The sequence below is a fragment of the Nonomuraea sp. NPDC049129 genome, assembly GCF_040648495.1.
Classification (GTDB): Bacteria; Actinomycetota; Actinomycetes; order Streptosporangiales; family Streptosporangiaceae; genus Nonomuraea.
This window is the reverse complement of the sequence record NZ_JBEZDU010000005.1, coordinates 262,172-286,261: the sequence shown is the minus strand read 5'-3', so window position 1 is coordinate 286,261 and position 24,090 is coordinate 262,172. Positions and strand designations below refer to the sequence as shown.

Annotated in this window: 24 protein-coding genes; 14 read left to right on the top strand and 10 right to left on the bottom strand. The window is 70.6% G+C overall.

Annotated elements, in window-relative coordinates:
• The first annotated feature begins 2 nt into the window (after positions 1 to 2).
• The 6 genes from AB0B64_RS17280 (at position 3) to AB0B64_RS17255 (ending at position 6,033) form a co-directional block, all read left to right on the top strand.
• Positions 3 to 962: an ABC transporter permease gene (locus AB0B64_RS17280; protein ID WP_358178324.1), complete on the top strand. Its 960-nt coding sequence runs from the start codon at positions 3 to 5 to the stop codon at positions 960 to 962.
• A complete protein-coding gene (locus tag AB0B64_RS17275; RefSeq protein ID WP_357950646.1) occupies positions 962 to 2,896 on the top strand; it encodes a dipeptide/oligopeptide/nickel ABC transporter permease/ATP-binding protein in 1,935 nt (644 codons plus the stop codon). Before AB0B64_RS17280 ends, AB0B64_RS17275 begins: the two co-directional genes overlap by 1 nt.
• The gene (locus AB0B64_RS17270) at positions 2,889 to 3,878 is read left to right on the top strand and encodes an ABC transporter ATP-binding protein (protein ID WP_357950649.1); all 990 of its coding nucleotides are present in this window, start codon (positions 2,889 to 2,891) and stop codon (positions 3,876 to 3,878) included. Before AB0B64_RS17275 ends, AB0B64_RS17270 begins: the two co-directional genes overlap by 8 nt.
• A complete protein-coding gene (locus tag AB0B64_RS17265; RefSeq protein WP_357950652.1) occupies positions 3,875 to 4,780 on the top strand; it encodes a dihydrodipicolinate synthase family protein in 906 nt (301 codons plus the stop codon). Before AB0B64_RS17270 ends, AB0B64_RS17265 begins: the two co-directional genes overlap by 4 nt.
• A 72-nt stretch (positions 4,781 to 4,852) precedes the next feature.
• Complete coding sequence (locus AB0B64_RS17260; protein ID WP_358178322.1) at positions 4,853 to 5,539, top strand: hemerythrin domain-containing protein; 687 nt, start codon at positions 4,853 to 4,855, stop codon at positions 5,537 to 5,539.
• Positions 5,536 to 6,033 (top strand): DUF4232 domain-containing protein, encoded by a 498-nt coding sequence (locus AB0B64_RS17255; RefSeq protein ID WP_357950657.1) that lies wholly within the window; start codon positions 5,536 to 5,538, stop codon positions 6,031 to 6,033. The genes AB0B64_RS17260 and AB0B64_RS17255 overlap by 4 nt, the downstream gene beginning before the upstream one ends.
• A gap of 74 nt (positions 6,034 to 6,107) precedes the next feature.
• Here the strand turns inward: AB0B64_RS17255 and AB0B64_RS17250 are convergent, their stop codons facing one another.
• From AB0B64_RS17250 to AB0B64_RS17240, 3 genes are all read right to left on the bottom strand, one after another.
• The gene (locus tag AB0B64_RS17250; protein ID WP_358178320.1) at positions 6,108 to 7,052 is read right to left on the bottom strand and encodes a sugar kinase; all 945 of its coding nucleotides are present in this window, start codon (positions 7,050 to 7,052) and stop codon (positions 6,108 to 6,110) included.
• Positions 7,053 to 7,216: 164 nt separating this feature from the next.
• Positions 7,217 to 9,022: a protein kinase gene (locus tag AB0B64_RS17245; RefSeq protein WP_358178706.1), complete on the bottom strand. Its 1,806-nt coding sequence runs from the start codon at positions 9,020 to 9,022 to the stop codon at positions 7,217 to 7,219.
• 92 nt (positions 9,023 to 9,114) lie between these two features.
• Entirely contained in the window at positions 9,115 to 9,669 is a 555-nt protein-coding gene (locus AB0B64_RS17240) for a GNAT family protein (RefSeq protein ID WP_357950663.1), read from the bottom strand.
• 110 nt (positions 9,670 to 9,779) lie between these two features.
• Here AB0B64_RS17240 and AB0B64_RS17235 point away from each other — a divergent pair, with 110 nt between their 5' ends.
• Positions 9,780 to 10,061 carry a hypothetical protein gene (locus AB0B64_RS17235; protein WP_357950666.1) on the top strand — a complete coding sequence of 94 codons (282 nt, stop codon included), beginning with the start codon at positions 9,780 to 9,782 and terminating at the stop codon, positions 10,059 to 10,061.
• Between the two features lie 70 nt (positions 10,062 to 10,131).
• Here AB0B64_RS17235 and AB0B64_RS17230 read toward each other — a convergent pair whose 3' ends face one another.
• Genes AB0B64_RS17230 through AB0B64_RS17220 form a run of 3 tightly spaced genes read right to left on the bottom strand, consistent with a single transcriptional unit; the run spans position 10,132 to position 13,332 of the window.
• Positions 10,132 to 11,958, bottom strand: a complete 1,827-nt coding sequence (locus AB0B64_RS17230) for a transketolase (protein ID WP_357950668.1) — start codon at positions 11,956 to 11,958, stop codon at positions 10,132 to 10,134.
• Between the two features lie 46 nt (positions 11,959 to 12,004).
• Complete coding sequence (locus AB0B64_RS17225) at positions 12,005 to 13,069, bottom strand: SDR family oxidoreductase (protein ID WP_357950771.1); 1,065 nt, start codon at positions 13,067 to 13,069, stop codon at positions 12,005 to 12,007.
• A gap of 5 nt (positions 13,070 to 13,074) precedes the next feature.
• Positions 13,075 to 13,332: a hypothetical protein gene (locus tag AB0B64_RS17220; protein ID WP_357950670.1), complete on the bottom strand. Its 258-nt coding sequence runs from the start codon at positions 13,330 to 13,332 to the stop codon at positions 13,075 to 13,077.
• A 55-nt stretch (positions 13,333 to 13,387) separates the two neighbouring features.
• Between AB0B64_RS17220 and AB0B64_RS17215 the strand changes: the two genes are divergently transcribed.
• Genes AB0B64_RS17215 through AB0B64_RS17205 form a run of 3 tightly spaced genes read left to right on the top strand, consistent with a single transcriptional unit; the run spans position 13,388 to position 15,394 of the window.
• A complete protein-coding gene (locus tag AB0B64_RS17215) occupies positions 13,388 to 14,380 on the top strand; it encodes a DNA topoisomerase IB (RefSeq protein ID WP_357950673.1) in 993 nt (330 codons plus the stop codon).
• A 47-nt stretch (positions 14,381 to 14,427) separates the two neighbouring features.
• Complete coding sequence (locus tag AB0B64_RS17210) at positions 14,428 to 14,676, top strand: BON domain-containing protein (protein ID WP_357950676.1); 249 nt, start codon at positions 14,428 to 14,430, stop codon at positions 14,674 to 14,676.
• A complete protein-coding gene (locus AB0B64_RS17205) occupies positions 14,669 to 15,394 on the top strand; it encodes a metallophosphoesterase (RefSeq protein ID WP_357950678.1) in 726 nt (241 codons plus the stop codon). The genes AB0B64_RS17210 and AB0B64_RS17205 overlap by 8 nt, the downstream gene beginning before the upstream one ends.
• 30 nt (positions 15,395 to 15,424) lie before the next feature.
• Here the strand turns inward: AB0B64_RS17205 and AB0B64_RS17200 are convergent, their stop codons facing one another.
• The 3 genes from AB0B64_RS17200 to AB0B64_RS17190 all read right to left on the bottom strand — a co-directional run bounded on the left by AB0B64_RS17200 (position 15,425) and on the right by AB0B64_RS17190 (position 18,082).
• Complete coding sequence (locus AB0B64_RS17200) at positions 15,425 to 17,209, bottom strand: SpoIIE family protein phosphatase (RefSeq protein WP_358178318.1); 1,785 nt, start codon at positions 17,207 to 17,209, stop codon at positions 15,425 to 15,427.
• A gap of 136 nt (positions 17,210 to 17,345) precedes the next feature.
• Positions 17,346 to 17,495: a GPGG-motif small membrane protein gene (locus tag AB0B64_RS17195; RefSeq protein ID WP_165959640.1), complete on the bottom strand. Its 150-nt coding sequence runs from the start codon at positions 17,493 to 17,495 to the stop codon at positions 17,346 to 17,348.
• Positions 17,496 to 17,596: 101 nt separating this feature from the next.
• Complete coding sequence (locus AB0B64_RS17190) at positions 17,597 to 18,082, bottom strand: DUF1360 domain-containing protein (protein ID WP_357950683.1); 486 nt, start codon at positions 18,080 to 18,082, stop codon at positions 17,597 to 17,599.
• 86 nt (positions 18,083 to 18,168) lie between these two features.
• On the opposite strand from AB0B64_RS17190, the gene AB0B64_RS17185 reads away from it, so the two are divergent.
• Positions 18,169 to 18,765 carry a nucleotidyltransferase gene (locus AB0B64_RS17185; protein WP_357950686.1) on the top strand — a complete coding sequence of 199 codons (597 nt, stop codon included), beginning with the start codon at positions 18,169 to 18,171 and terminating at the stop codon, positions 18,763 to 18,765.
• Between the two features lie 103 nt (positions 18,766 to 18,868).
• On the opposite strand, the gene AB0B64_RS17180 is transcribed toward AB0B64_RS17185, so the two are convergent.
• The gene (locus AB0B64_RS17180; RefSeq protein ID WP_357950689.1) at positions 18,869 to 19,213 is read right to left on the bottom strand and encodes a PRC-barrel domain containing protein; all 345 of its coding nucleotides are present in this window, start codon (positions 19,211 to 19,213) and stop codon (positions 18,869 to 18,871) included.
• Positions 19,214 to 19,569: 356 nt separating this feature from the next.
• On the opposite strand from AB0B64_RS17180, the gene AB0B64_RS17175 reads away from it, so the two are divergent.
• The 3 genes from AB0B64_RS17175 (at position 19,570) to secA2 (ending at position 24,066) form a co-directional block, all read left to right on the top strand.
• On the top strand, positions 19,570 to 20,403 hold the full coding sequence (locus AB0B64_RS17175) for an SAM-dependent methyltransferase (protein ID WP_358178316.1): 834 nt from the start codon (positions 19,570 to 19,572) through the stop codon (positions 20,401 to 20,403).
• 256 nt (positions 20,404 to 20,659) lie between these two features.
• Positions 20,660 to 21,718, top strand: a complete 1,059-nt coding sequence (locus AB0B64_RS17170; RefSeq protein ID WP_358178314.1) for an EamA family transporter — start codon at positions 20,660 to 20,662, stop codon at positions 21,716 to 21,718.
• 167 nt (positions 21,719 to 21,885) lie between these two features.
• Entirely contained in the window at positions 21,886 to 24,066 is a 2,181-nt protein-coding gene (secA2, locus tag AB0B64_RS17165; protein ID WP_358178312.1) for an accessory Sec system translocase SecA2, read from the top strand.
• Positions 24,067 to 24,090: the final 24 nt, after the last annotated feature.

The window sequence follows — 24,090 nt, the reverse complement described above, 5'->3', positions numbered from 1 at the left end:
CCATGGCCTTCATCGTCAGAATGCTCTTCCGGCGGATCCTGGTCCTGGTTCCGCTGGTGCTCGGGGTCGCCGCGTTCGTGTTCATCGTGATGCGCTTCTCCAACAGCAAGCCGGAGTACGCCTACTTCCAGGGCGCGAACCCGACCCCCGAGCAGATCCACCAGTTCCAGGTCGAGAACGGCCTGCTCGACCCGCTGCCACTGCGCTACCTGCGCTTCGTCGGCGACCTGGTCCGCGGCGACCTGGGCACCAGCGTGCTCACCAAGAAGCCGGTGCTCGAGTCGGTCACGACCGCGTTGCCGCTGACGCTCCAGCTCACGCTGCTCGGCCTGCTCGTCGCGGTCGTGCTGGCGCTGATCTTCGGCGTCACCGGGGCGTTGTTCCGTGACCGCTGGCCCGACCAGGTGATCCGCGTCGTGTCCCTGGTGGGGGTGGCGGCCCCGGCCTTCTGGCTGGCGCTGCTGATGATCCAGTGGCTCGCGGTGGGGGAGGGGCTGTTCCCGACCGGCGGCTACATCAACCCCGCCGACTCGACGAGTGGCTGGCTGCGCTCGATGACGCTGCCCGCGCTGTCGCTGTCGCTGCCGGTCGCGGCCCAGCTCACCAGGATCATCCGCACCTCGATGGTGGAGGAGCTCGACCGCGACTACGTACGCACCGCGATCGGCAGCGGGCTGCCGCCGATCGTGGTGGTGGGCCGCAACGTGCTGCGCAACGCGCTGATCAACCCGCTGACCGTGCTCGGCCTGCGCATCGGCTACCTGATCGGCGGCGCGGTGGTCATCGAGCAGATCTACGGCCTGCCCGGCATGGGCCAGCTCATGATCAACGCGGTGCGTGACGGCGACCCCGCGGTCGTGCAGGGCGTCGTGCTGACCGTCGCGGTCGGCTTCATGGTCGTCAACCTGCTGGTCGACGTCCTGTACCTGCTGGTCAACCCCAGGCTCAGGAGCGCCACCTGATGAGACGTGGACTGACCGAACGCCTCGCCAAGCCGGGCGTCAACCTCAGACGGCTACGGCCGCTGTCGTGGATCGCCGTGGGCGTCGTCGCCGTGATCGTGCTGGCCGCGCTGCTCGCGCCGGTGATCGCGCCGCACTCGCCGTACTTCCAGGAGATCGCCGGCGGCGGCCCGTCCGCGAGCCACTGGATGGGATTGGACAGCGCCAACCGCGACATCCTGTCCAGGCTCCTGTACGGCGCGCGCTGGTCGCTGCTCATCGGCCTCGGCGCGACCGTCCTGGCCCTGGTCGTGGGGGCCGTCGTCGGCGCCGCCGCGGCCACCTCCCGCCGGGCCGTCGACGAGACGATCATGCGCTTCCTCGACGTGATCATGGCCTTCCCCGGCATCGCGCTGGCCGCGGTGCTGGTGGCGGTGTTCGGCGGCAGCATCCCGGTGCTGGTGATGGCGATGGCCTTCCTCTACATGCCCTCGGTGGCGCGCGTCGTACGGGCCAACGTGATCGCCCAGTACGGCGAGGACTACGTCGCGGCCGAGCGGATCATCGGCGCCCGCACCCCGCACATCCTGATCCGGCACATCGCCATCAACTGCGCCGCGCCGGTGCTGGTGTTCTGCACGGTGATGGTGGCCGACGTGATCGTGTTCGAGGCGTCGCTGTCGTTCATCGGCGCCGGAGTACGCCCGCCGAACCCGTCGTGGGGCAGCGTCATCGCCGACGGCAAGAACATGGTGCTCCTCGGCGGCTGGTGGGCCACGGTCTTCCCCGGCCTGCTCATCCTGATCACCGTGCTGGCCCTGAACATCCTCTCCGAGGGCATCTCCGACGCCTGGGCCGCGCCCGCGACCCGCAAGGCCGCCATCAAGAAGGACGACGCGTTCGAGGCGGCCCGGCCGGGCTCGGGCGAGGTCGTCGAGCTGCCGGGACTGGCCGAGGCCGCCCGCAGACTGGCCGAACGGGCCCGCCCCCTGCCCTCGGGCCCGCCGATCCTCGCGGTGGAGCGGCTGCGCATCGGCTTCGCCGAGGGCGTGGACATCGTCGACGGCATCGCCTTCGAGGTACGTCCGGGCGAGGTCCTCGGACTGGTCGGCGAGTCCGGCTGCGGCAAGTCGCTGACCGCGCTGACCATCATGGGCCTGCAGCCCCGCGACGCCCGCGTCAGTGGCCACGTACGCTTCGACCAGCAAGAACTCCTCTCCCTGCCGCGCCGCGCCCGCCGCCGCCTGCTCGGTCACGAGATGGCGATGATCTACCAGGACGCGCTGTCGTCGCTGAACCCGGCCATGACCATCAAGGCCCAGCTCAAGCAGGTCACCCGCCGTGGTGGCCGCCGGACACCGGCCGAACTGCTCGAGCTGGTCGGCCTGGACGCCCGCCGTACCCTGTCCTCCTACCCGCACGAGCTGTCCGGCGGGCAGCGGCAGCGGGTGCTGATCGCGATGGCGCTGTCGCGCGAGCCCAAGCTGATCGTCGCCGACGAGCCCACCACCGCGCTCGACGTGACCGTCCAGGCGCAGGTCATCGAGTTGCTGCTGGAACTGCGCGCGGAGCTCGGGTTCGCGCTGATCCTCGTCTCGCACGACCTCGCGCTGATCGCCGACGTCACCGACCGCGTCGTGGTCATGTACGGCGGGCAGATCGTGGAGACCGGCGCCACGGCGACGCTGGTCGGCGCGCCCGCCCACCATTACGCGCGCGGGCTGCTCGGCTCGGTGCTGTCGCTGGAGTCGGGGGCCGAGCGGCTGACGCAGATCCCCGGTGTGGTGCCCGCGGCGGCGGACTTCCCGGCCGGTTGCCGCTTCGCCGACCGGTGCCCGATGGCCACGGACGTGTGCCGTACCGACACTCCGATGCTGGAGGGGGACACCCAGCGGCACGCCGTGGCGTGTCACCATCCCGCCGTCGTCCTCGTGGGGAGTGATCAGCATGCTTGAGCTGAAGGACGTGCACGTCGTGCACAAGGCCCGCTCGGGCGGGGTGTTCTCGCGGGACCGCGTCTACGCGCTGACCGAGGCGAACCTCTCGGTCAGTCCCGGTGAGACGGTCGGCGTCGTGGGGGAGTCGGGCTGCGGCAAGTCCACGCTGGCCAAGGTGCTGGTGGGCCTGCAACGGCCGACCTCGGGCACCGTGACCTTCCGGGGCAAGGACCTGTGGGCGCTCAAGGAGGGGGAGCGGCGGGGGCTGATCGGATCCAGCGTCGGGATGATATTTCAGGACCCGTCCACGGCGCTCAACCGGCGGCTGCCCGTCAGCAAGGTGCTCCGCGACCCGCTCAACGTGCACGGGCGCGGCACCCCGGCCGAGCGGGACGCCCGCGTCCGCGAGCTCCTCGACCTCGTCGGCCTGCCCGCCGGCGCCGCCGACCTGCTGCCCGGCCAGCTGTCCGGCGGGCAGCGGCAGCGCGTGGCCATCGCCAGGGCGCTGGCCCTCGAACCCGACCTGCTCATCGCCGACGAGCCGACCAGCGCCCTTGACGTGTCCGTACGGGCGCAGATACTCAACCTGCTGCTCGATCTGAAGGAGCGGCTCGGGCTGGCGCTGGTGTTCGTCTCGCACGACATCCAGACGGTCCGGCGGATGAGCGATCGGGTGGTGACCATGTACCTGGGCAGGATCGTCGAGCAGACCCCCGCGCACGCCGTACCCCTGAACGCCCGGCACCCCTACACGCGGGCGCTGTTCTCCGCCACGCCGGGACTGATCTCCCCGATCAACCCGATCCCGCTGGTCGGCGCCGTGCCCTCGGCCACCAGGCCGCCGAGCGGCTGCCCGTTCCGCACCCGATGCTGGCGGGCGGACGAGGAGTGCGGCGCGGCCTGGCCCGCGGCGCGCAGCGACGCCGACCACCTCTTCCACTGCTACCACCCGGTGGCGGCGGGAGCCACCGACCTCGAACTGATCCAGGAGCGCCCATGACATTGACCGGTGTGATCCCCCCGGTGTGCACCCCGATGACCGCCGACGGCCAGGTGGACGCCGCGTCGCTGATCCGGCTGGTGGACCACCTGCTCGACGGCGGGGTGGACGGGCTGTTCGTGCTCGGGTCGTCGTCGGAGGTGGCCTACCTGCCCGACGCCCAGCGCCGGGTGGTGCTCGACACCGTGGTCGGTCATGTGGGCGGACGGGTGCCGGTGCTGGCCGGGGTGATCGACATGACGACGCCGCGGGTGCTCGAACACGTGCGTGTCGCCGTCGAGGCCGGGGTGTCGGGGCTGGTGGCGACGGCGCCGTTCTACACGCGCACCCATCCCACCGAGATCCGCACCCATTTCCGGACCATCAGCGCGGAGAGCGGCTTGCCGGTCTACGCCTATGACCTGCCGGTCGCCGTGCACACCAAGCTGACCGCCGAACTGCTGCTGGGGCTGGCCGCCGAAGGGGTGCTGGCCGGGGTCAAGGATTCGAGCGGGGACGACGGCGGTCTGCGGCAGGTGATCCTGGGCCGCGAGGCGCCGTTCAGCGTGCTGACCGGTTCCGAGGTGACGGTGGACTCCGCCTTGTGGATGGGCGCCGACGGGGTGGTGCCCGGTCTGGGCAATGTGGATCCCCACGGGTACGTCCGGCTCTACCAGGCGGCCCGGCGGGGCGACTGGGAGGCGGCCCGGCTTGAGCAGGAGCGGCTGGTACGGCTGTTCGAGATCGTCACGGTCGGCGGCGACCGGATGGGCGGCAGCTCGTCGGGGCTCGGCGCCTTCAAGGCCGCGCTGCACCTGCGCGGCGTCATCGACCACCCGGCCACCGCGCTGCCGCAGGTCCCGCTGAACGACGAGGAGACCGGCCGCATCGGCAAGCACCTGGCTGCCGCGGGTCTGTTGTAGCAGCAGGGCAGGTGGCTGCGCCTTGCATCAGTGGACAATCGTATGGCAATCGGCGTCCCGCATCCTGTCCTGGTGACTACTGACAACGCCCCTGCCATCTGGGAGATGGTGGTCGTCCACCGCGTGTTCCGCCGCGAGTTCAGGCTGGCCCCCGAGCTGATCCGGCAGGCGGCCCCCGGCGACACCGAGCGGGCCGCCACGCTGTCCGCGTACCTGGGCGAGATCCTGGCAGGCCTGCACCACCACCACGAGGCCGAGGACAAGCTGCTCTGGCCGGTGCTCCTGCGCCGCGTACGGCTGGAGGGCGCCCTCATCCGCACGATGGAGGAGCAGCACGAACGCGTCGCCGGCCACATCTCCGTGCTGGAGGAGCTGCTGCCCGCCTGGCGGGCCGAGGCCGACGCCGACCGGAGGGACCGGCTGGCCGACACGCTGACACTGCTCCACGACGAGCTGCTCGTCCACCTCGACCAGGAGGAGGAGCGCATCCTGCCGCTCGTCGCCGCGCACCTGACCAAGGCCGAATGGGACACGCTCTCGGAGTACGCCCGCGCCCAGCTGCCCAAGGACCGGCTGCTGGTCAACCTGGGCGCGCTACTGGAGGACGCCACGCCATGGGAGCGCGAGGCCTTTCTCCGCCTGATGCCGATGGCCGCCCGTGTCCTGTGGAGACTGATCGGCCAGCGGCAATACCGGCGCGAATGCCAGAAAGTCCGGCTTAGAACTTTTGGTGTGGTGCACGCGTCAAAAAGCCCATGAAGACGTTCAGGATCGCCGCACTCGTGGGCGGGCTGCTGCTGATCGGCGGTGCCGCGCCCGCGCTGGCGCAGGAGACCGGGCAGCTGGCCGCGGCTCCGCAGCGCTGCTCCACCACCCAGCTCCAGGTGCGCTTGGGCCGGGTGGACGCGGGGGCGGGCAACCGCAACGCGCCGCTGGTGTTCACCAACCGGTCGCGCGCCACGTGCACCCTGCAGGGCTATCCGGGGCTGGTGATGTTCGACAAGCAGGGTGACGCCCTGCGGACCCGCGTCCGCCGGACACCGGGAGCGCGGCCGAAGGTGACGCTCAAGCCTGGCGGCAGTGCCCGCGCCGTCCTCCACTGGACGGTCGTGGAGACCGGCACCGAGACCGCCTGCCCGGGTGCGGCCCGGCTCATGGTCATCCCGCCGGACGAGCGTGCGCACACGGAGATCGCGTTCGCCGTCGACCGCGTGTGCGACCAGGGCCGACTCGACGTCACACCGATCAAGTGACCGACTGGCGGCCCTGATGGCATGCCGGTCAGGTGTCCGACCGGCGCAGGCGCGGCCGTGCCGGGGTGGGGTGACTAGCGACTGACCCCGTCGGCGGGCCGCTGGAGCAGGTTCAGGTCGGCCCGGCTGGGCAGGCTCTCCCAGTCGCCCTGCGAGGTCACCGCGAAGGCCCCCGCCGCGCACGCCGTGCGCAGCCGCTGGTCGGCGTCCGCGCCGGCCAGCCAGTCGGCCAGCCACCCGGCCGCGAACGCGTCCCCGGCGCCGACCGGGTCCACCTCCGTCACCGGGTACGGCTGAGCCTGCCGCACGGAGCCGCCCGAGAACTCCAGGGCCCCCTTGGCGCCGGACTTCACCAGCACGTGGGCGGGACCGAGCGAGCTGAGCGCCTTGGCCAGGTCGGCGCCCCCTTCGACGTCGGTGACCAGCCGGCCTTCCGCCTCGGTCGCGAACAGGACGTCCACGTCGCCGATCGTCTCGCGCAGCCAGGCGCCGGCCTCCTCGGGCGTCCACAGCGCCCGGCGGTAGTTGATGTCCAGCGACACGAACACCCCGGCGGCGCGGGCCACGGCGATCGACCGCCGTACGGTCTCGCGGGCGGACGCCGACAGGGCCGGGGTGATCGCGGAGACGTGCAGCACCCGGGCGGCCTGGATGAGCGCGGGGTCGACGTCTTCGGGCGTGATCCGGGAGGCGGCGCTCCTCGCGCGGTAGTAGCGGACGTCGACGAGGTCGGCCGTCCGACGGCCCTTGATCATCAGGCCGGTGGGCGCCCCCGGATCCGTGACGGTCCGGACGTCGACGCCCTCGCCCTGGAGCGTGAAGCGGATCAGCTCGCCGAACTCGTCGGCGCCGACCCGGCTGATCCAGGTGGCGCTGTGACCCAGGCGGCTGACGCCGATGGCCACGTTCGACTCGGCGCCGCCGACACCCAGGTCGAAGTCGCGGGCGAAGCGCAGCGGACCGGTGCGCCGGGCCGCGAACAGCGCCATGGTCTCACCGAAGGTCACCAGATCGGTCATCGAGTCGAGCTCCCAGCTATTCGAAGATGCGCGGTGCCGTCGTAGGGACGTTCGGCCGCCCCACAGGCTACCCGCCGACCAGGAGCGGCATCACGGTGGCGCCCGTGCAGCGCCGGGCCGGGCAAGCATCGGGCAGCCATGCATCGGGCCGGCCAAGCGCCGGGTTAGCCGAAGATCTGACGCTCGCGCCGGGTGTAGCCCGGTCTGGTGGCGGCCGCGAGCAGGCGCAGCGGCCGGCCCGCCCTCTTGAGCAGGCGCGCGGCCTCCTCGGGCGTGGCGTGGCGGAGCAGCCACGGAGTGGTGAAGGCCAGTTCGCGGAGGGTGGCCCGCCTGGCGACCTGCCGCTCCACCCGTACATAGGCGTCGAACGGCACGAAGCGGAAGACGATCGGGAACAGCTCGGACTCCTCCTCGGCGAGGTGCTCCTCGAGCGGCTCCAGCAACTCGCCCAGCTCCCGGCCGAGCGCGCCCGGGTCGCCGCTCAGCGCGGCGCGGCAGCGGTCCAGCAGCGGGCCGAACGCCTGGCGGCCGACGCTGTAGGAGGTCAGGTCGACGGACTGGCCCGCCGCGCGCTCGATGGCCGGCCACAGCAGTTCGCGCTCATTGGCGTGGTGGTGGTCGACCTGGGTCAGCAGCGAGGCCGTGTAGCCGCGCACCGCCCTGCCCTTGGCCGTGCCGAGCTCGGCGGGCCCGGTCAGCAGTTCGGCGAGCCGCCGCAGGTCGGTCAGCATGGCGCGGTGGACGACGTACATCGAGGTGAGGTCGGCCATCGAGGTGAGGTCCGGCATCGGGCTCGAATCGGTGTGGGGCGCGTCGGCTTCGCGGGCGCCGGCCGCCCGCCGGGCCGCCGGGCCGTTCGTCCGCCGGGCCGGCGCGTCGCCTGAGCGGCGGGTCGCCGCGTCGTGCGCCGCCCAGTCGCGCAGCCGGGGCCAGGCGCGGAAGAGCGCGGCGCTGGCCGGGGCGACCCGGTCGTCGCTGATCGCCACCAGCTTGCCCACCTCGGTCGTGACGGGCTCGACCCGGACGCTGAGCCGTACCAGCAGGCCGGCGGCGACCAGGCGGGTCAGCACGCCCCCCTCCTCGCCGTCGTCCTTGACCTCCTCGCCGTCGAGCAGGCGCAGCAGCAGGCCGGGCAGCTCGCCCTGCTGCGCAGGGGTGAGTGAGGCGTACACCTTTTCGGCCACCTCGCCGAGCGAGCGCGGGCCGGTCAGCCCGCCGGGCGGGCGCAGCTCGGCCGGACCGCGGGCCGGCAGCTCCGTGGCGGAGGGGCGGTCGGCCGGGTTCTTCGACAGAGCGCGCCCCACCAGGTCGCGCAGCCGCGGCGGCAGCTCGCCGAGGTCCGGGTCGACGGTCAGCAGCCGGTGCATGATCGCGCCGAGGCTCTCGCCCTGGAACGGGTCGCGGCCGGTGGCCGCGTAGAGCACGACCGCGCCCCAGGCGAACACGTCGGCGGCCGTCCCGGCCCGCTGACCGGTGAGCACCTCGGGCGCCAGGTAGGTGTGCCGCCTGCCGACCGGATCGCCGGCCGCCATGCCGTAGTCGATCACTCGCGGGCCGTCGGGGGCCAGCAGCACGTTCTCGGGCTTCAGATCGCGGTGGGTGATGCCCGCCTCGTGCAGCGTCCTGAGCGCGGTCGCCAGGGCGAGCGCGAGCGCGAGCAGCTCGTCACCCGCGTACGGCCCGTGGACCGCCACCGCCTGCCGCAGATCGGGCCCGTCGGCGAACTCGCTGACGATGTAGGGGCTCTCACTGTCGAGCCCGACACCGACCACCCGGGCCAGATGGCGCGGCTTGATCAGGCCGACGGCCTCGGCGAGCTGTCTGGTGACCTCGCCCCGAGGCACCTTGATCGCGAACCGGCGGCCTTCGTCGTTGTAGGCGTCGTAGACCACCCCGCGCCCGCCCGCGCCAAGCCGCCCGGCCAGCCAGTAGCCGCCAAGTCTCTCGGGGTCACCGGGCACCAAGCGCATCGTCACTGCTGCTTAGATGCACGAAATCGTGATTTGGTTGCAAGACGTCACAGGTCCCCCGCGCGCCCCGGAGGACCCGTGCGTCATGATCATTATGTCAGGCTTTCCGATCTTGGCCGCCATTCGGTCCGCAGTACCGACATGGTGATGGCATCATGCCACTCGCCGTCCCAGAGCAGCGCGTCACGTTGTACGCCCTCCTCGACGAATCCCACCTTCTTGTAGACGTGCCTGGCACGGTCGTTGAAGGCGAAGACCTCCAGGCCGATCCGGTGCAGCGGAGTCGTCGTGAAGGCATGGTTCAGCAGCAGGTCGATGGCCTCCGTGCCGTAGCCCTTGCCGAACGCGCGAGCGCCGATCAGCGCGATCCGCATGCTGCACGAGAGATTGCCCGCGTCGAGCTCGTTGAGCACGATCTCGCCCACGAAGCCGCCTTCCGCGATGATCGCCAGGTCGAGGCGGTCGGCGTGCTGACTCCTCGTCGCGTACCAGTGGCGGCTGGCCTCCCGGTCGAACTCGCCGTGCGAGCCGGTCAGCCGCCGCACCTCGGGGTCGGTGACCAGCTCGAACAGATCGTCGGCGTATTCGGGACCGACCGGGCGCAGGGTCACTCGATCGCCCTGGAGAGTGGGCTTTTCAGCGAACATCCCCCCTCACTATCAAGCCTGGTCAGCAGGGGCAAACCCGACCCGGCCATGACCGCTGGTTTGTTTTTCGACATGGGGATAGAGGTTCATCTTGTCAAGGAGGTAAAAACATGACCATCGCCGGAAGCATCATCCTCATCATGCTGGGTGCGATTCTCACCTGGGCCGTCGAATTCGATCTTGCCGGTATCGACATCAACGTGGTCGGCGTCATCCTCATGCTCGGTGGCGTGGTCGGCCTGCTGTTCGGGATCTACCGGATCAGTGTGACCCGCAGGGCTGTGGCCCCCATCGACGAGCCGGTAGTCCGTCAGGACGTCTACGAGGAGCCCCAGGCTCGCCGGACCACCGTGTACGAGGAACGTCGCCGCTATGACGAGCCGCCCCTGTAAATCCTCCGGCCACAAGAAGGCCAACCCGCGGGCCGGCGCCAAGGCCCGCGGCTTACCCCCACAACCCAGCTCACAGCACCCGCTTGACCGCCTCGGCTATCGCGTGGCGGTCAATGCGGGCGTCTGCCAGCTGCTCCTGCGGCGTCGCCGACCCGGGCAGCTCCCGTACCGCCAGCTTCACCACGCGCGGCCCGAGCTCGCTGACGGCGTCCTGCACGGCGTCACCCAGCCCGCCCTCCGGCCGGTGGTCCTCCACCGTGATGAGGGTGCCGGTGGTGGTGGCCGCCTCCATCAGCGCGGCCGTGTCGATCGGCTTGATCGAGTACATGTCGAGCACGCCCACGGGGATCCCCTCGCGGCTCAGCTCGTCGGCCGCCGCGAGCGCCTCGTGCACGGTGATCCCGGCCGCCACGATCGTGGCCCGATCCGCCGCCGACTGCCGCAACACGGACGAGCCGCCCACGGGGAAGCGCTCGCCCGGCTCGTAGATCACCGGCAGATCGCCACGGGTGGTACGCAGGTACGACACCCCTGAGATGTCGGCCATCGCGGCCGTCAGCGCGGCGGCCTGGTTGGCGTCGCACGGGTAGAGCACCGTGCTGCCGTACACCGCGCGCATCATGGCCAGGTCCTCCAGCCCCATCTGCGACGGGCCGTCCTCGCCGATCGACACGCCGGAGTGCGAGCCGACCAGCCTGATCGACGCGTGGCTCACCCCGGCCATCCTGATGAAGTCGTACGCCCTGGTCAGGAAGGCCGCGAAGGTGGCGGCGTAGGGGATCCAGCCGCGCACCTGCAAGCCGATCGCCATCGCGACCAACTGCTGCTCGGCGATGTAGCACTCGATGAAGCGCTCGGGGAACTCCTTGGCGAAGTCCTCGGTCCTGGTCGAGTCGGCCACCTCGCCGTCGACCGCGACCACCTCGCCACGGGCCGCGCCCAGCGCGACCAGCGCCGCGCCGAACCCGTCCCGGGTGGCGACCTCGTCGCCGGTCTTGTACGCGGGCAGCGCCAGGTCCCCGCTGTGGAAGCGGAACGGCTCACCGTTGGGCTCGGGCGGCCGCACCTCGACCCGCACGTCCCGTACGCCGCCCAGCTCGCCGATGGCCTTGTCCGGGTCCTTGAGCGCCTTGCCGTGGGCGCCCTCGCGGTTCTCCACCTCCAGGACGCCCTCGCCCTTGCGCGTCTTGGCGAGGATCACGGTCGGCCGCCGGCGGGTGTTGCAGGCGTCGTTGAGCGCGAAGTCGATCTGTCCTGGGTCGTGCCCGTCGATCTCGATCGTGTGCCAGCCGAACGCCCCGAACCTGCGGGCGTACGCGCCGGTGTCCCAGCCATGCCGCGTCGGGCCACGCTGGCCCAGCCGGTTGACGTCCACGAGCAACGTCAGGTTCGCCAGCCCCTCGGCACCCGCCTGCTCGGCGGCCTCCCAAATGGACCCCTCGGCCAGCTCGCTGTCACCGCAGAGCACCCACACCTGGTACGGCAGGCGCTCCAGCCGCCCGGCCGTCGCCACCCCCACCCCGATGGGCAACCCCTGCCCGAGCGAGCCGGTGGCGACGTCCACCCAGGGCAGCTTGGGCGTCGGATGGCCCTCCATACGGCTGCCGCGCTTCCTGAACGACAGCAGCTCCTCGTCGGTGATCGCGCCCACGGCCTTGTACAGCGAGTAGAGCAGCGGCGAGGCGTGACCCTTGGAGAAGATGAGATGGTCGTTGGCGGGGTTGCCGGGATTCTGAAAGTCGTAGCGCAAGTGGCAGGCGAACAGCACCGCCATCAGGTCGGCGGCCGACATCGACGACGTCGGATGGCCGGAGCCGGCGGCGGCCGAGCTGCGTACGGAGTCCACACGCAACTGCGCGGCGAGTTCGGACAGGAAATGCAGATCGCGATCAGGCATCAGGTCCCTCCTCGTGGTTGCCCGCCGCCTACCCCCTCTGGCTTGCTTAACGCCCCGGTCTGCCGCCCCGGCTGAGGACCGCGAGGCCGGTCGCCGTCGCGGCGGCGGCCAGGGTGAGGAGCACCGCGCGCCGGTGCTGCGACAGCCAGAGCTGCGGGCTGCGGGCGTGCGAGCGCTTGTCGAAGCTGCCGTGCGCGCCGTAGTCGCGGTCGTCGTCCACGGGCTCCCAGAGGTTGGCCGCACCGCTGGGCGGCTTCTCGTCCGTCACTTGGGAGTCCACGCCGGTCCGCGCCAGGTAGCGGTCCACCAGGGCGGGCGCGATCCGCTGCGCGACCAGGGTGGCCGCGGTCGTGGCGCCGACCCAGTACTCCTTGCGCTCCGGGTGCTCGGCGGCGTACACGATGCCGTGGGCCGCGACCTCGGGCTGGTAGATCGGCGGCACCGGCTGCGGGTGGCGGCGCAGCTTGCTGAGCACCCAGTCGAACTGGGGCGTGTTGACCGCCGGCAGCTGCACCATGGTGATCTTGACGTTGCTGCGGGCCGCCATGAGCTCGACCCGTACGGACTCGGTGAAGCCCTTGATCGCGTGCTTGGCCCCGCAGTACGCCGACTGCAGCGGGATCCCCCGATACGACAGGGCCGAGCCGGTCTGCACGATGACGCCCCTGTTGCGGGGCCGCATCAGCTCAAGCGCCACCCGCGTGCCCCAGACGTAGCCGAGGTAGGTGACCCTGGTCGTCCGCTCGAACTCCTCCGGGGAGACGTCGGAGAACCTGGCGAACACCGAGGAGAACGCCACGTTGATCCACACGTCGATCGGGCCGATCTCCGCCTCGATGCGTTCGGCCGCCTGGCGTACCTGGTCGTACTCGGCCACGTCCGCCTCATAGACCTGCCCGCTCCCGCCCGCCACGGCGACGTCCACGGCGGCGGCGCCCAGGCCGGTCGTCCCGCGGGCGATCAGTGCCACCTTGGCGCCCTTCGCCCCGAGTTCGCGCACCACGGCGCGGCCCACGCCGCCGCTCGCGCCCGTCACCACGACCACGCGGTCACGCAGGTTGTCGGTGATTTCCGTCTTGGTGGTCAGATTCTCGGCACTCTGTGGCGCCATGAAGGTCATCCCGCCTCTCCTGATCTACCGCGGTGCTGCCGCCGGATGGCCAGCACCATGTCAATGACCGTGGCGATCGCCGCCACGACCGCGATGCCCGTCATCACCGGGGCCCTGGCGATGACGCCGAGCACGGCGAACGCGAACAGGAACATCAAGATGAAGGAGCCCACCCTGATGTGCGCCACATCGCGCGGTGTCGCGGGGACCATCGCGTGGGATCGCTCATCCCGGCTCTCTTCCCAACCGTTGTTCTCAGGCATAGGGCCCACCTGCCCCCGCCGTTTGCCGCGTAACGTCGCGGGTAGCCGCGCCGGCGTGCCTGAACTACGGCCGAGTGACCAGAACGAGCCGGGGATCGCGCGCCGTCGGCGCGGTCGCGGATTCAGCTACCACCGGCCCGACGGCGGCACGGTGCGCGACGCCGGGACGCTGAAGCGGATCAGGGCGCTGGCCATCCCGCCGGCCTGGACCGACGTGTGGATCTGCGCCTCGCCGGACGGGCACCTCCAAGCGGCCGGCACCGACGCCGCCGGGCGCAGGCAGTACCGCTACCACGACGACTGGCGCGAGCAGCAGGACCGGGAGAAGTTCGACCGGGTGCTGGAGCTGGCCGAGCGGCTGCCCGCCTTCCGCGAGAGCGTCGAGAAGCAGCTCTCCGGGCGCGGGCTGACCAGGCAGCGGGTGCTCGCCGCCGCCGCGCGACTGCTCGACGTGGGCTTCTTCCGGGTCGGCGGCGAAAGCTACGACTCCTACGGCCTGGCGACGCTCAAGATGGAGCACGTGTCCTGCGGCAAGGGCGTGATCACCTGCTCGTACCCCGCCAAGGGCGACATCCCCCGCGAGATCGAGGTGGCCGACCCGGGGGCGTGCGCGGTGATCAGATCGCTCAAGAGGCTCAGGGCCGAGGGCGAACTGCTGCGTTACCGGCACAACGGCGGCTGGGCCGACGTACGCAGCGAGGACATCAACGACTATCTGCGCGAGACGATCGGCTACGAGGTGACCGCGAAGGACTTCCGCACCTGGCACGCGACCGTGCTGGCCGCCGTGGGGCTGGCGGTCTCCACGCACGCCGGGACCGGCAAGCGGGCGGTCACGCGGGTGATGAAGGAGGTGGCCGAGTATCTCGGCAACACCCCCACGGTCGCTCGCGAGTCCTACGTCGACCCGCGGGTGATCAAGGCGTACGACCAGGGCAAGACGATCGCGGGCGCGCTGACCGAGCTCGGCGCCGACGCCGGCTTCGGCCAGCTGGCCACGCGTGGCCCGGTGGAACGGGCGGTCATCGGCCTGGTACGCGCCGTTTGAGCGGTTTCCCTCCGGGCATGCGGCGTCTGGAGAAGGAGGAAGTTGCGATGGAAGCTCCGCAGTACGTCGCGGCCAGGGTCCAGCGGGCGCTGGCCGAGGATGCGCGCACGCACGAGCTCGGCATCCGGGTCGACATCAGAGGCGATCAGCTGTTCCTGCGCGGCCAGGTGGACGGCGCCGAACAGCGCGAACGGCTCGGGGCGGTGGCCCACGAGACGGCGCCGGCCCTCCACCTGCACAACGAGATCAAGATCGTGGAAATCATCGAGCCCGGAGAGGATGAGCACCTTGACTGACCTGCGTATAGCGGCCGTGGGGGATGTTCACCTGGGCGAGGACAGCCGGGGCCACTACCGGAAACATCTGGAGGGCATCGAGGAGCGCGCCGACGTGCTGATGCTGGCGGGCGATCTGACCCGCCACGGCACGCTGGCGGAGGGCCGGGTGGTCGCCGACGAGTTCCGAGACCTGCCCGTCACGGTCGTCGCCGTGCTCGGCAACCACGACTACCACTCCGACCAGCAGTACGAGATCGCTTCGGAGCTCCGCGACGCCGGGGTGACCGTGCTCGACGACGACGGCGCCGTGCTCCAGTGCGGCGAGACGAAGCTGGGCGTGGTCGGCGGCAAGGGCTTCGGCGGCGGCTTCGCGGGCAAGAGCGCGAGCGAGTTCGGCGAGCGGGAGATCAAGAACTTCGTCGCGCACACCCGGCACATCGCCGAGGCGTGGAAGGTGGCGCTGAAGGAGGTTCAGGCCGATCATCGCCTGGTGCTGTCGCACTACTCGCCGATCAAGGAGACGCTGGAGGGCGAGCCGCCCGAGATCTACCCGTTTCTCGGTAGCTACCTGCTGGCCGAGGCGGTCGACACCGCCGGGGCGGACCTCTTCGTGCACGGGCACGCGCACAAGGGCACCGAGAAGGGCATGACACCGGGCGGGATCAGGGTGCGCAACGTGGCCCTGCCGGTGCTCGGCAGGGCGTACGGGGTCTACTGCCTCGACGACTGCGACTGACCGATCTGCGCCTGACCGATCTGCGACTGATCACAGGATGCGGGCGGCGACGATGCAGACGTCGTCGTCCGAGGCCCGGCCGCCCAGGTGCGACAGCACGCAGTCGATCATCTTCTCCGGGTCGTCGCCGACGCACTGGCTCCCGGCCTGGGCGAGGGCGGCGATCCCGGTGTCGAGGTCCTGGCTGCGCCGTTCGATGACGCCGTCGGTGTAGAGCACCAGGGTGTCGTCGGCCTCCAGCTGCGTGGTGGCCAGGCCGTACTGGGCGGCCTCGAAGGCGCCCAGCATGGTGCCGGGCACGCCTTCGAGCAGCTCGGCGTGGCCGTTCCTGACCAGGACCGGTGGCGGGTGGCCGGCGTTCGTCCAGGTCAGCGTGCGGTCCGCGGGGTCGAAGTGGCCGATGATCGCGGTGCCGGTGACGGTCACACCCTCGTTGGAGTGGACGAGCAGGTCGTTCAGCCAGGTAGTGAGCTGGTTGGCGGGCGCGTGCGTGTAGGCCAGGCCGGCCAGCGCCGAGCGCATCTGCAGCATCAGGCTCGCCGCCGCCAGCCCGTGGCCCATCGCGTCGCCGATCGCCAGCAGCACCCTGCCGTCGGGGATGGGACGGGCCTTGAACCAGTCGCCGCCCAGCCGGGCCAGCTCCTCGCCGGGCAGATACCGCACCCCGATGGACAGGCCGGGCAGCTGCATCAGCCCCCGGCGTACCGGCAGGATCGTGTTCTGGAGCTGGACGGTGACGCGGTGCTCCTCCTCGGCCCGCTCCCGCTGCCGGGAGGCCTGCGCGTGGGCCACGGCCAGGGCCCGCTCCCTGCGGCGGTTCTTGGTCACGTCCTGGACGAGGAAGCGCACCTTGATGGGCAGCCCGTCGGTGTCCAGGACCGGCTCGCTGACCACACTGAGGTGCCGCAGCCCGTGCCGGTGCTGGATGCGGAACTCCGTCTCGACCGCCTCGCTGTGCTCCAGGAGCGTGCGCAACTGGTCGTCCACGATGGACAGGTCCTCGGGCACCACCACGAGGGGCAGCTCCTCCAAGGGCATCGGGCCCTCGCCGTGTTCCCTGCCGAACATCTCGTACATCTGCGGCGTCCACAGCGTCCGCTCGGTGGCCAGGTTCCATTCGCCCCAGCCCAGCTCGGCCAGCCGCTGCGCCCGCTCCCAGCCGGCGACCAGCACTTCCTCATCGTCCAGCGCGCGCCAGGTGACGAGCAGCCCGTTGTCCATGCGCACCGCGCGGACGGTCATCGTGGCCGGCCAGAGCAGGTGGTCCCGTGCCTCGACGAACTCCAGCGGCCCCCGGTGCAGCGTCTCACCGGTCTCCAGGACGTGCAGGAGGTCGTCGAACAGCCCCGAGCTGGCCGCGCCGGGGCTGGTCTCGATGAGGCGGCGCCCGCGCAGCTCCTCGGGCGTCCGACCGGCCGGCTCGCCGGCCTGCTGGTTGGCCGCCGCGATCAGGAAGTCCACGACGCGGCCCGTGGCGTCGCGCACGGGGGTGAGGAAACACGCCGGGACGTGCACGCTTTCGAGAACTCCGGTGACCCAGCCGGGCAGCTTCGGTGGCTCGACGGGCTTGCCGGGCGGCCGATCGACCCCCATGGCGACCTCGACCAGCGAGATCCCACTGTCGTGCGCCATTCGTGACAGCTCGTCGGCCGCTTCCGCGGGCCTGACGTTCAGCCGTATCGCCAGCCGGGCGGTGGCCTCGTCGACGATCGCCTCGTTACGCATCCGGCGACGCAGCCGCGTCAGCAGCTCGCGAATCCCGGCGGCCGCCGCGCCACAGTCGTAGCGGCCGCCGAACGGCGGGTAATTGCTCACATCCTTCCCATTCCCTAGCAGAGGGCGGGAAAGAGGTGCATACGTTGCGATATTTCAGCAAAGAGTGGACAGTCCACTGGGCCGGACTCGAAGACCGGCCCAGTGGAGGGGACGGTGGGACGGGGCGTCACGCCCCTTACACATTGAAGATGCTGACACCGCCGGGACCCACCAGGAAGCCGAGTACGATGAGCACGATTCCCCAGAGAAGGTCGCGCCGGGCCAGGATCACATAGATCCCGGAGATGACGAGTATGACGGCGATGATCCAGAGCAAAGTAGCCATGAGCCGCCTCTGCCCTCAGCCATCGGCCTTTAACATGCTTTTCTCCGAAGCACCAGGTAGAAAGGTGTATAAGCCAATTTCTTGGCCTGCGAAGGGGCTCGCTAATCGGTCGCCTTGATGAGCTTGGCGTAGCCCAACTGGAGCCAGTCGGCGACGGCCACCGCGGTCATCGTCGCACCCGCCAGCCGGGTGAACCGGGGCGCGAAGACCATCCCGGCCGCGTACACCGTCGCCGCCCACTGGGCGATGCAGAACGGGCAGCCGAGCAGTTCGCCAATCGTGTTGCGGGGCGTCTCCTTCAGCTCGGCGGGCCCGCTCACTCCCTCGTAGCGGGTGAAGGGCGCCCGTATCGGGCTGGTCACCGGATCCTTGGCGATCAGCCGCGCCACCTTGTGCGTGCAGGCGGCCATCAGCGCCACGTCCATGAACCCGACGTGCTCGGGCGGCCGCCGCCCGGTGAGCGCGGCGGCCGCCACCGCCGTCGCCACCGCGCCGCCGTAGACGGCCATGATCCGTGCGTAGGTGCCGAGTGGCCGGTCGTGCTCGCCTTCGTAGTCCCGTTCTGTCTGCTCCAGGAAGTCGGTCATAAGGGCAGGCGCTACCCTCGGCCTCCAGCTCTACTCCGCCGCGCGGGGTAACGCCTACTTGTCGATCGTCCGGGTAGCCCGATCCCATGGGCAGCCATAGTCATGCGGTCACTGATGCCATCCTCGACACACTCAAGCGCGCGAGCTCCGGATTGAAGGACGCGGGGGTGAAGTTCGCCCTGGCGGGCGGCTGTGCGGCCTATGCCAGAGGTGCGGCTCCTTCGCTGCACGACGTCGATTTCGTACTGACCGAGCATGATGTGCCGGCCGCGTTGGAGGCTCTGCGGGGGATCGGCTTCAAGACCGCCAAACCGCCGGAGGACTGGCTGGTCAAGGCATTCGACGAGGACCGGCTGGTCGATCTGATCTTCCGGGTGTCCGACCAGGCGATCACGGACGAGCTCCTCGACCGGGCCGAGCCGATGACGGCGTCGGCGGTCATCGTGCCCGTGCTGGAGGCGACCGACCTGGTGATCTCGTGGCTGTTGCCGCTGTCGGAGCACGCCTGCGACTACGGGGCGCTGCTGCCCCAGGTGCGGGCCCTGCGCGAGCAGGTCGACTGGCCCCGGGCGGCCGCCGTGGTCGCCGGATCGCCGTACGCCACGACGTTCATCACGCTGCTCGAACGCCTGGCCGTACTGGAAGCGCCGGTGAAGGCGAACGGCGACCCGCACTGGCCGTGACCGTATGACGCGTCGGTGGTCGCGACGGCGGCCGCAATGGCGGTCGTGAGACGGCGAGAGCCGCGCCCGTGGTCGGGCGCGGCTCTCGTCTCGTACGGGGAGCTTAGTGCGGGAAGCGGCCGTAGTAGTCACCCAGCCGCGTCCTGTACTCGGGCTCCTTGAAGCTGCCCTCGTCGAACTCGGGCGCGTCCTTGATCTCGGCCTTGGTACGCGAGACGTGGACGTTGCGCTCCTGCGGGTCGATACGTGTGACGACCTTGGCAGGGAGCATCACCTTCTTGCCGAAGATCCACGGGCCGGTGTCGACGATGATGTAGCTCTCGCCGACCTCGTACGTGGCTTCATCGACGGACCCGATTTTCCCGTCCGTCGCCTGGACGTGGTAACCCACGAGGTCCAGACTCTGGCCGCGATTGTAGACGTCAGGCTGATAGTCCCAGAGCTCCATGGCTCATCCTCTCTCCGTCTTTCGTCTTTTCTCGGGCAGGCCCTCCGCTACCCCGTCTATGGCCGCTAAACACCGCGCTCTCGTATAGCGGTCGTCAATGAGCCGTCAAGGCGGCTGGGCGCCCCTCCTCATGACGAAGGGGGCGAATCACATGAAGAATCGGCGTTCGCGCTGGTCGCGCTCCAGGTGACCGGGCCGCTGGCCAAGCCGTGGCCGGCCACCGCGGGCGCGCTCACGTACCCGCTCGCTCAAGCGCCTGATGGCTCCCCGGCGGCGCCCCGCCAAGGTGGCCAGCAGTTTCGGAATAGCCAGCTAGCGGATAACATCCGCGTCACAGATGAGGTGAAAGGGGACAGGTGACTCTCGGGTCCGAGTGGGCGCCTCCCGGCGTGGACAGCACCACGCCGAGCGTCGCGCGCGTGCACGACGCCCTCCTCGGCGGCACCGAGAACTTCGCCGCCGACCGGGCCATCGCCCGCCGCCTGAAAGAGGCGGTGCCCGAGGTGGTGAACCTCGTCTGGTGCAACCGCGCGTTCGTCGGCCGGGTCGTCGACTTCTTCGTCCGTGAGGCCGGGATCCGGCAGATCATCGACCTGGGGTCCGGGCTGCCCACGATCGAGAACACCCATGAGGTCGCCCAGTTCGCCGACCCCTCCGTGCGAGTCGTGTACGTCGACTCCGACCCCATGGTCGAGCCGCACGCGCGGGCGATCCTGAACGGGAACGAGAACGCGCTGGCGATCACCGAGGACGCCAGGGACGCGGCGGCCGTGCTGCGGCATCCGAGGCTGACGCGGCTCATCGACCTCTCGCAGCCCGTCGGGCTGATGGCCATCGGGCTGCTGCACCTGTTCCCCGACAGGGACAATCCGCACGGGCTGGTCAAGCGATACATGGACGCGCTGGCGCCGGGGAGCTACCTGGCGGCGTCCAACATGCTGGCCTCGGTCAGCCCGCAGGCCCAGGCGCTGGAAGCCATGCTGCACGCGACGATGGGGACGGGCTACTTCCGGTCGCGGGAAGAGATCGAGCGCTTCTTCGACGGGCTGGTGCTGGAGGAGCCCGGGGTGGTGCACTTCCCGGAGTGGCGGCCGGACGAGCGGCTGCCGGGGCCGTTGGCCACGTGGGAGGCGCTCCTGCTGGGCGGCGTGGCCCGCAAACCCGCCTCAGCTGTCCGGAAGCCCGGCTGACGTCCGGGCGCTGGCCTCCGACGTCCGGGAACCTGGCTGACGTCCGGGCGCTGGCCTCCGACGTCCGGGAATCTGGCGAATCGTGGTGGATTGTCGGCGCTAGAGTGGGCGTCGTGCCGCGTCGACTGATCTGTTCCCCTCCGCCCGCCGAGTAGCGGGCGGCTTTTCCCGATTTTTCCGGATCTGACCAGATCTGGGGGTGGCTGCTGCCCGCGCGCCGGGCCCACTTCCACCACTCCATCCGGAGAGATCAGTCATGTCCCATGTCTCCGCGCGGCGGGGCGCCTTCTTCATGTCCGTGGCCGCGACCGCCTGGGGCACCGGCGGTGCCGCCGGTTCCCTGCTCTTCCAGTCGGGCGGGCTCGGCCCCGTCGACGTCTCGTTCTGGCGCTACCTTTTGGGCGCTGCCTTCCTGTACGTCACCACCCGCCTCACCACTCGCCCCACCTCTCGCCCCACCGCGACCGCCGTTCGGCGAGCCGCCGTTCGGTCGGCCATCGTTAGGCCAGTTGTTGTGCGGCCGGGTGATGTCGGCGGGCGTCGGCCTTCTCTGCTGTGGGCGCGTTTCGACCGGCGGCTTCTGGTCGTCGGGATCGGGATGGCCGTCTATCAGACGGCCTACTTCGGCGCGATCGCCCAGTCCGGCGTCGCCATCGCCACGGTGGTCACGATGGGCGCCACGCCGGTGTTCACCGCACTGGGCAGCCGCTTCCTCCTGGGGGAGCGCGTCACCCGCACCGCGCTCGCCGCGCTGGTCGCGGCGCTGGGCGGCCTGCTCCTCCTCACCGGTGAGAGCGCCTTCACTGGGGAGAGCGCCCTCACCGGGCAGAGCAACCTCTCCGGGGTGAGCGCCGTCCTCTCCGGGAGCGTCGGCGGTGGGCGGGCGGCCGGGATCGTCCTGGCTCTGGTGTCCGCCGCCGGGTACGCCGGCGTGACCCTCTATTCGCGCCACCACCGCGACGACCCCCAGCGCACGGCCATGGGCGGGTTCGCCGTCGCGGCCGCGTGCCTCGCCCCGTTCGCCCTGGTCGACGGGGTGCTACCGACGGCCGGGGCGACACCTGTGGCCCTGCTGCTCTACCTGGGCGCCGTGCCGACCGCGCTCGCGTACGGGCTGTTCTTCCGCGCCCTGACCACGCTCAACGCCACGACCGTCTCCATCATCTCGCTCGGCGAGGCGGTTGGCGCGGCCGTGCTCGGCGTGGTGCTGTTCGGTGAGCGGCTCACGCCCATGGCATGGTGCGGATGCGGGTTGCTGCTGGCGGCGGTGGTGGTTCCGGCCGTTCAAGCAGGGCGTACTACAGAGAAGGATTAGCGGTCGCGGAGCGGAGTGGCGATTGCGGGCGTCCTATGAGTTAGGGTCCGGTACGGCGATGCTTGCCGTACCGTCGCTCCGCTCCCGATAGAGCGCACTTGACACTAAATGGGAACGGCGCTGACAAAGCATGCGTTGGAGGGATTGTGGCGTCGATTTCCGGAATAGTGAGAAACCTCCTGGATCGTCCGGGCGGGGTGAACCTCAGCCCGTACAAAAAGATCGTCAAGGCGGCGGGCGAACGAGCCGAACGCGTCAGCGCGCTCGAAGAGTTGCCCAGGCCGAAAATGGATGATCTGGCGGAGTTCTGCGCCGTAGCGCGGGAGGCCGCCGACCGGACGCTCGGGCTCAGGCCGTACGACGTGCAGCTTCTTGGCACGCTCGCCCTCCTCGACGGGCAGATCGCCGAGATGGCGACCGGTGAGGGCAAGACGCTGTCGGGGGCGATGGCCGCGGCCGGCTACGCGCTGCAGGGCAAGCGCGTGCACGTGATGTCCGTCAACGACTACCTGGCCAGGCGCGACGCCGAGTGGATGGCGCCGTTCTACGAGGCCATGGGCGTCTCGGTGGGCTGGATCGACCAGAACTCCACGCCCGACGAGCGGCGCGCGGCCTACGCGCAGGACGTCACGTACGGACCCGTCAGCGAGATGGGCTTCGACGTGCTGCGCGACCGGCTGCGCACCGACGCGGCGGAGATCATCGTGCCCGCGCCCGAGGTGGCGCTGGTCGACGAGGCCGACTCGGTGCTCGTGGACGAGGCGCGGGTGCCGCTGGTCATGGCGGGGGCGGCGGACGAGGGCAGCGCGGTGCCGGAGATGGCCGCGCTGGTCAGGCAGCTGATCCGGGGCTACCACTATGAGATCGACGACCAGGCGCGCAACGTCTACCTGACGACCAAGGGCGCCGACAGCGTCGAGGGCATGCTGGACGTCGAGCTGTACGACGAGAACGAGCCCGGCACGCTGATCGAGCTCAACCTCGCCCTGCACGCCCATGCCCTGCTCACCCGTGACGTCGACTACATCGTGCGCGACGGCAAGGTCCAGCTCATCAACCCCTCGCGCGGCCGGGTGGCCGTGCTCCAGCGCTGGCCCGACGGCCTGCAGGCGGCCGTGGAGGCCAAGGAGACGCTGCCGCCGAGCGAGAAGGGCGAGATCCTCGACTCGATCACCGTCCAGGGCCTGATCCGGCGTTATCCGCAGATTTCCGGGATGACGGGCACGGCGGTCGCCGTCAGCGAGCAGCTCGGCGAGTTCTACGGCCTCAAGGTCGCGGTGATCCCGCCCAACCGGCCGTGCGTCAGGAAGGACGAGCCGGACCGCATCTATCCGACCGTTCCGGACAAGGACGCCGCGCTGGTCGAGGAGATCCAGGAGGCGCACGCCACCGGCCGGCCCATCCTCATCGGCACGCTGGACGTGGCCGAGTCGGAGAACCTGGCCAAGCTCCTGCAGCGGCGCGGCCTGGAGCCCGTCGTGCTCAACGCCAAGAACGACGCCGAAGAGGCCGCGATCATCGCCAAGGCCGGCGAGCGCGACGCCATCACCGTCTCCACGCAGATGGCCGGCCGCGGCACCGACATCCGGCTCGGTGACGGCGTGGCCGAGCTGGGCGGCCTGTACGTGATCGGCTCGGGCCGCCACGCGAGCAGCCGCCTGGACGACCAGCTGCGCGGTCGCGCGGGCCGTCAGGGCGATCCCGGCGCCTCGGCGTTCTTCGTCAGCATGCAGGACGACCTCATCACCCAGTTCGTCCCCGACGAGCGCCCGCCCGCCGCCGACGCCGACGGCCTGGTACGCCACCGCCGCGGCCCCTACCTCGTGGCCCACGCCCAGCGGGTCGCCGAGGGCGTGAACCTGGAGATCCACCGCAACACGTGGCGCTACACCCGCCTGCTGGAGCACCAGCGCGAGCTCATCCTGGAGTGGCGCGACAAGGTCCTGCACGGCGACTCGGCGGCCAAGGCGCTGGCCGAGGCCGACCCCGAGCGCTGGGAGTCGCTGCCGGAGGACACCCGCGACGAGACGGCCAGGCAGATCGTGCTGCACGCGATCGACCGCTGCTGGACCGAGCACCTGGCGTTCCTGACCGACCTGCGCGAGGGCATCCACCTGCGGGCGCTCGGCCGGATGAGCCCGATCGACGAGTTCCACCGGGAGGCCGTGGCGGAGTACAAGTCGCTGCTGTCGGAGGTCGAACGCCGCTCGGTCGAATCGTTCGAGGCACCGGAGCCCGACCTCAAGCGCCCCACCGCGACCTGGACTTATCTGGTGCAGGACAACCCGTTCGGTACGGAGTGGGACAGGATCCTCAAGCGTGTGACATCGGCCACTCGTCGCGGCTAGGCGTACCTGACAAAAGATGGCAGG

Excerpts from the sequence above, each read along its gene's own strand:
- AB0B64_RS17280 (WP_358178324.1), top strand. The coding sequence starts at position 3 with ATGGCCTTCATCGTCAGAATGCTCTTCCGGCGGATCCTGGTCCTGGTT.
- AB0B64_RS17275 (WP_357950646.1), top strand. The coding sequence starts at position 962 with ATGAGACGTGGACTGACCGAACGCCTCGCCAAGCCGGGCGTCAACCTC.
- AB0B64_RS17270 (WP_357950649.1), top strand. The coding sequence starts at position 2,889 with ATGCTTGAGCTGAAGGACGTGCACGTCGTGCACAAGGCCCGCTCGGGC.
- AB0B64_RS17265 (WP_357950652.1), top strand. The coding sequence starts at position 3,875 with ATGACATTGACCGGTGTGATCCCCCCGGTGTGCACCCCGATGACCGCC.
- AB0B64_RS17255 (WP_357950657.1), top strand. The coding sequence starts at position 5,536 with ATGAAGACGTTCAGGATCGCCGCACTCGTGGGCGGGCTGCTGCTGATC.
- AB0B64_RS17250 (WP_358178320.1), bottom strand. The coding sequence starts at position 7,052 with ATGACCGATCTGGTGACCTTCGGTGAGACCATGGCGCTGTTCGCGGCC.
- AB0B64_RS17245 (WP_358178706.1), bottom strand. The coding sequence starts at position 9,022 with ATGCGCTTGGTGCCCGGTGACCCCGAGAGACTTGGCGGCTACTGGCTG.
- AB0B64_RS17240 (WP_357950663.1), bottom strand. The coding sequence starts at position 9,669 with ATGTTCGCTGAAAAGCCCACTCTCCAGGGCGATCGAGTGACCCTGCGC.
- AB0B64_RS17235 (WP_357950666.1), top strand. The coding sequence starts at position 9,780 with ATGACCATCGCCGGAAGCATCATCCTCATCATGCTGGGTGCGATTCTC.
- AB0B64_RS17230 (WP_357950668.1), bottom strand. The coding sequence starts at position 11,958 with ATGCCTGATCGCGATCTGCATTTCCTGTCCGAACTCGCCGCGCAGTTG.
- AB0B64_RS17225 (WP_357950771.1), bottom strand. The coding sequence starts at position 13,069 with ATGGCGCCACAGAGTGCCGAGAATCTGACCACCAAGACGGAAATCACC.
- AB0B64_RS17220 (WP_357950670.1), bottom strand. The coding sequence starts at position 13,332 with ATGCCTGAGAACAACGGTTGGGAAGAGAGCCGGGATGAGCGATCCCAC.
- AB0B64_RS17210 (WP_357950676.1), top strand. The coding sequence starts at position 14,428 with ATGGAAGCTCCGCAGTACGTCGCGGCCAGGGTCCAGCGGGCGCTGGCC.
- AB0B64_RS17195 (WP_165959640.1), bottom strand. The coding sequence starts at position 17,495 with ATGGCTACTTTGCTCTGGATCATCGCCGTCATACTCGTCATCTCCGGG.
- AB0B64_RS17190 (WP_357950683.1), bottom strand. The coding sequence starts at position 18,082 with ATGACCGACTTCCTGGAGCAGACAGAACGGGACTACGAAGGCGAGCAC.
- AB0B64_RS17185 (WP_357950686.1), top strand. The coding sequence starts at position 18,169 with ATGGGCAGCCATAGTCATGCGGTCACTGATGCCATCCTCGACACACTC.
- AB0B64_RS17180 (WP_357950689.1), bottom strand. The coding sequence starts at position 19,213 with ATGGAGCTCTGGGACTATCAGCCTGACGTCTACAATCGCGGCCAGAGT.
- AB0B64_RS17170 (WP_358178314.1), top strand. The coding sequence starts at position 20,660 with ATGTCCCATGTCTCCGCGCGGCGGGGCGCCTTCTTCATGTCCGTGGCC.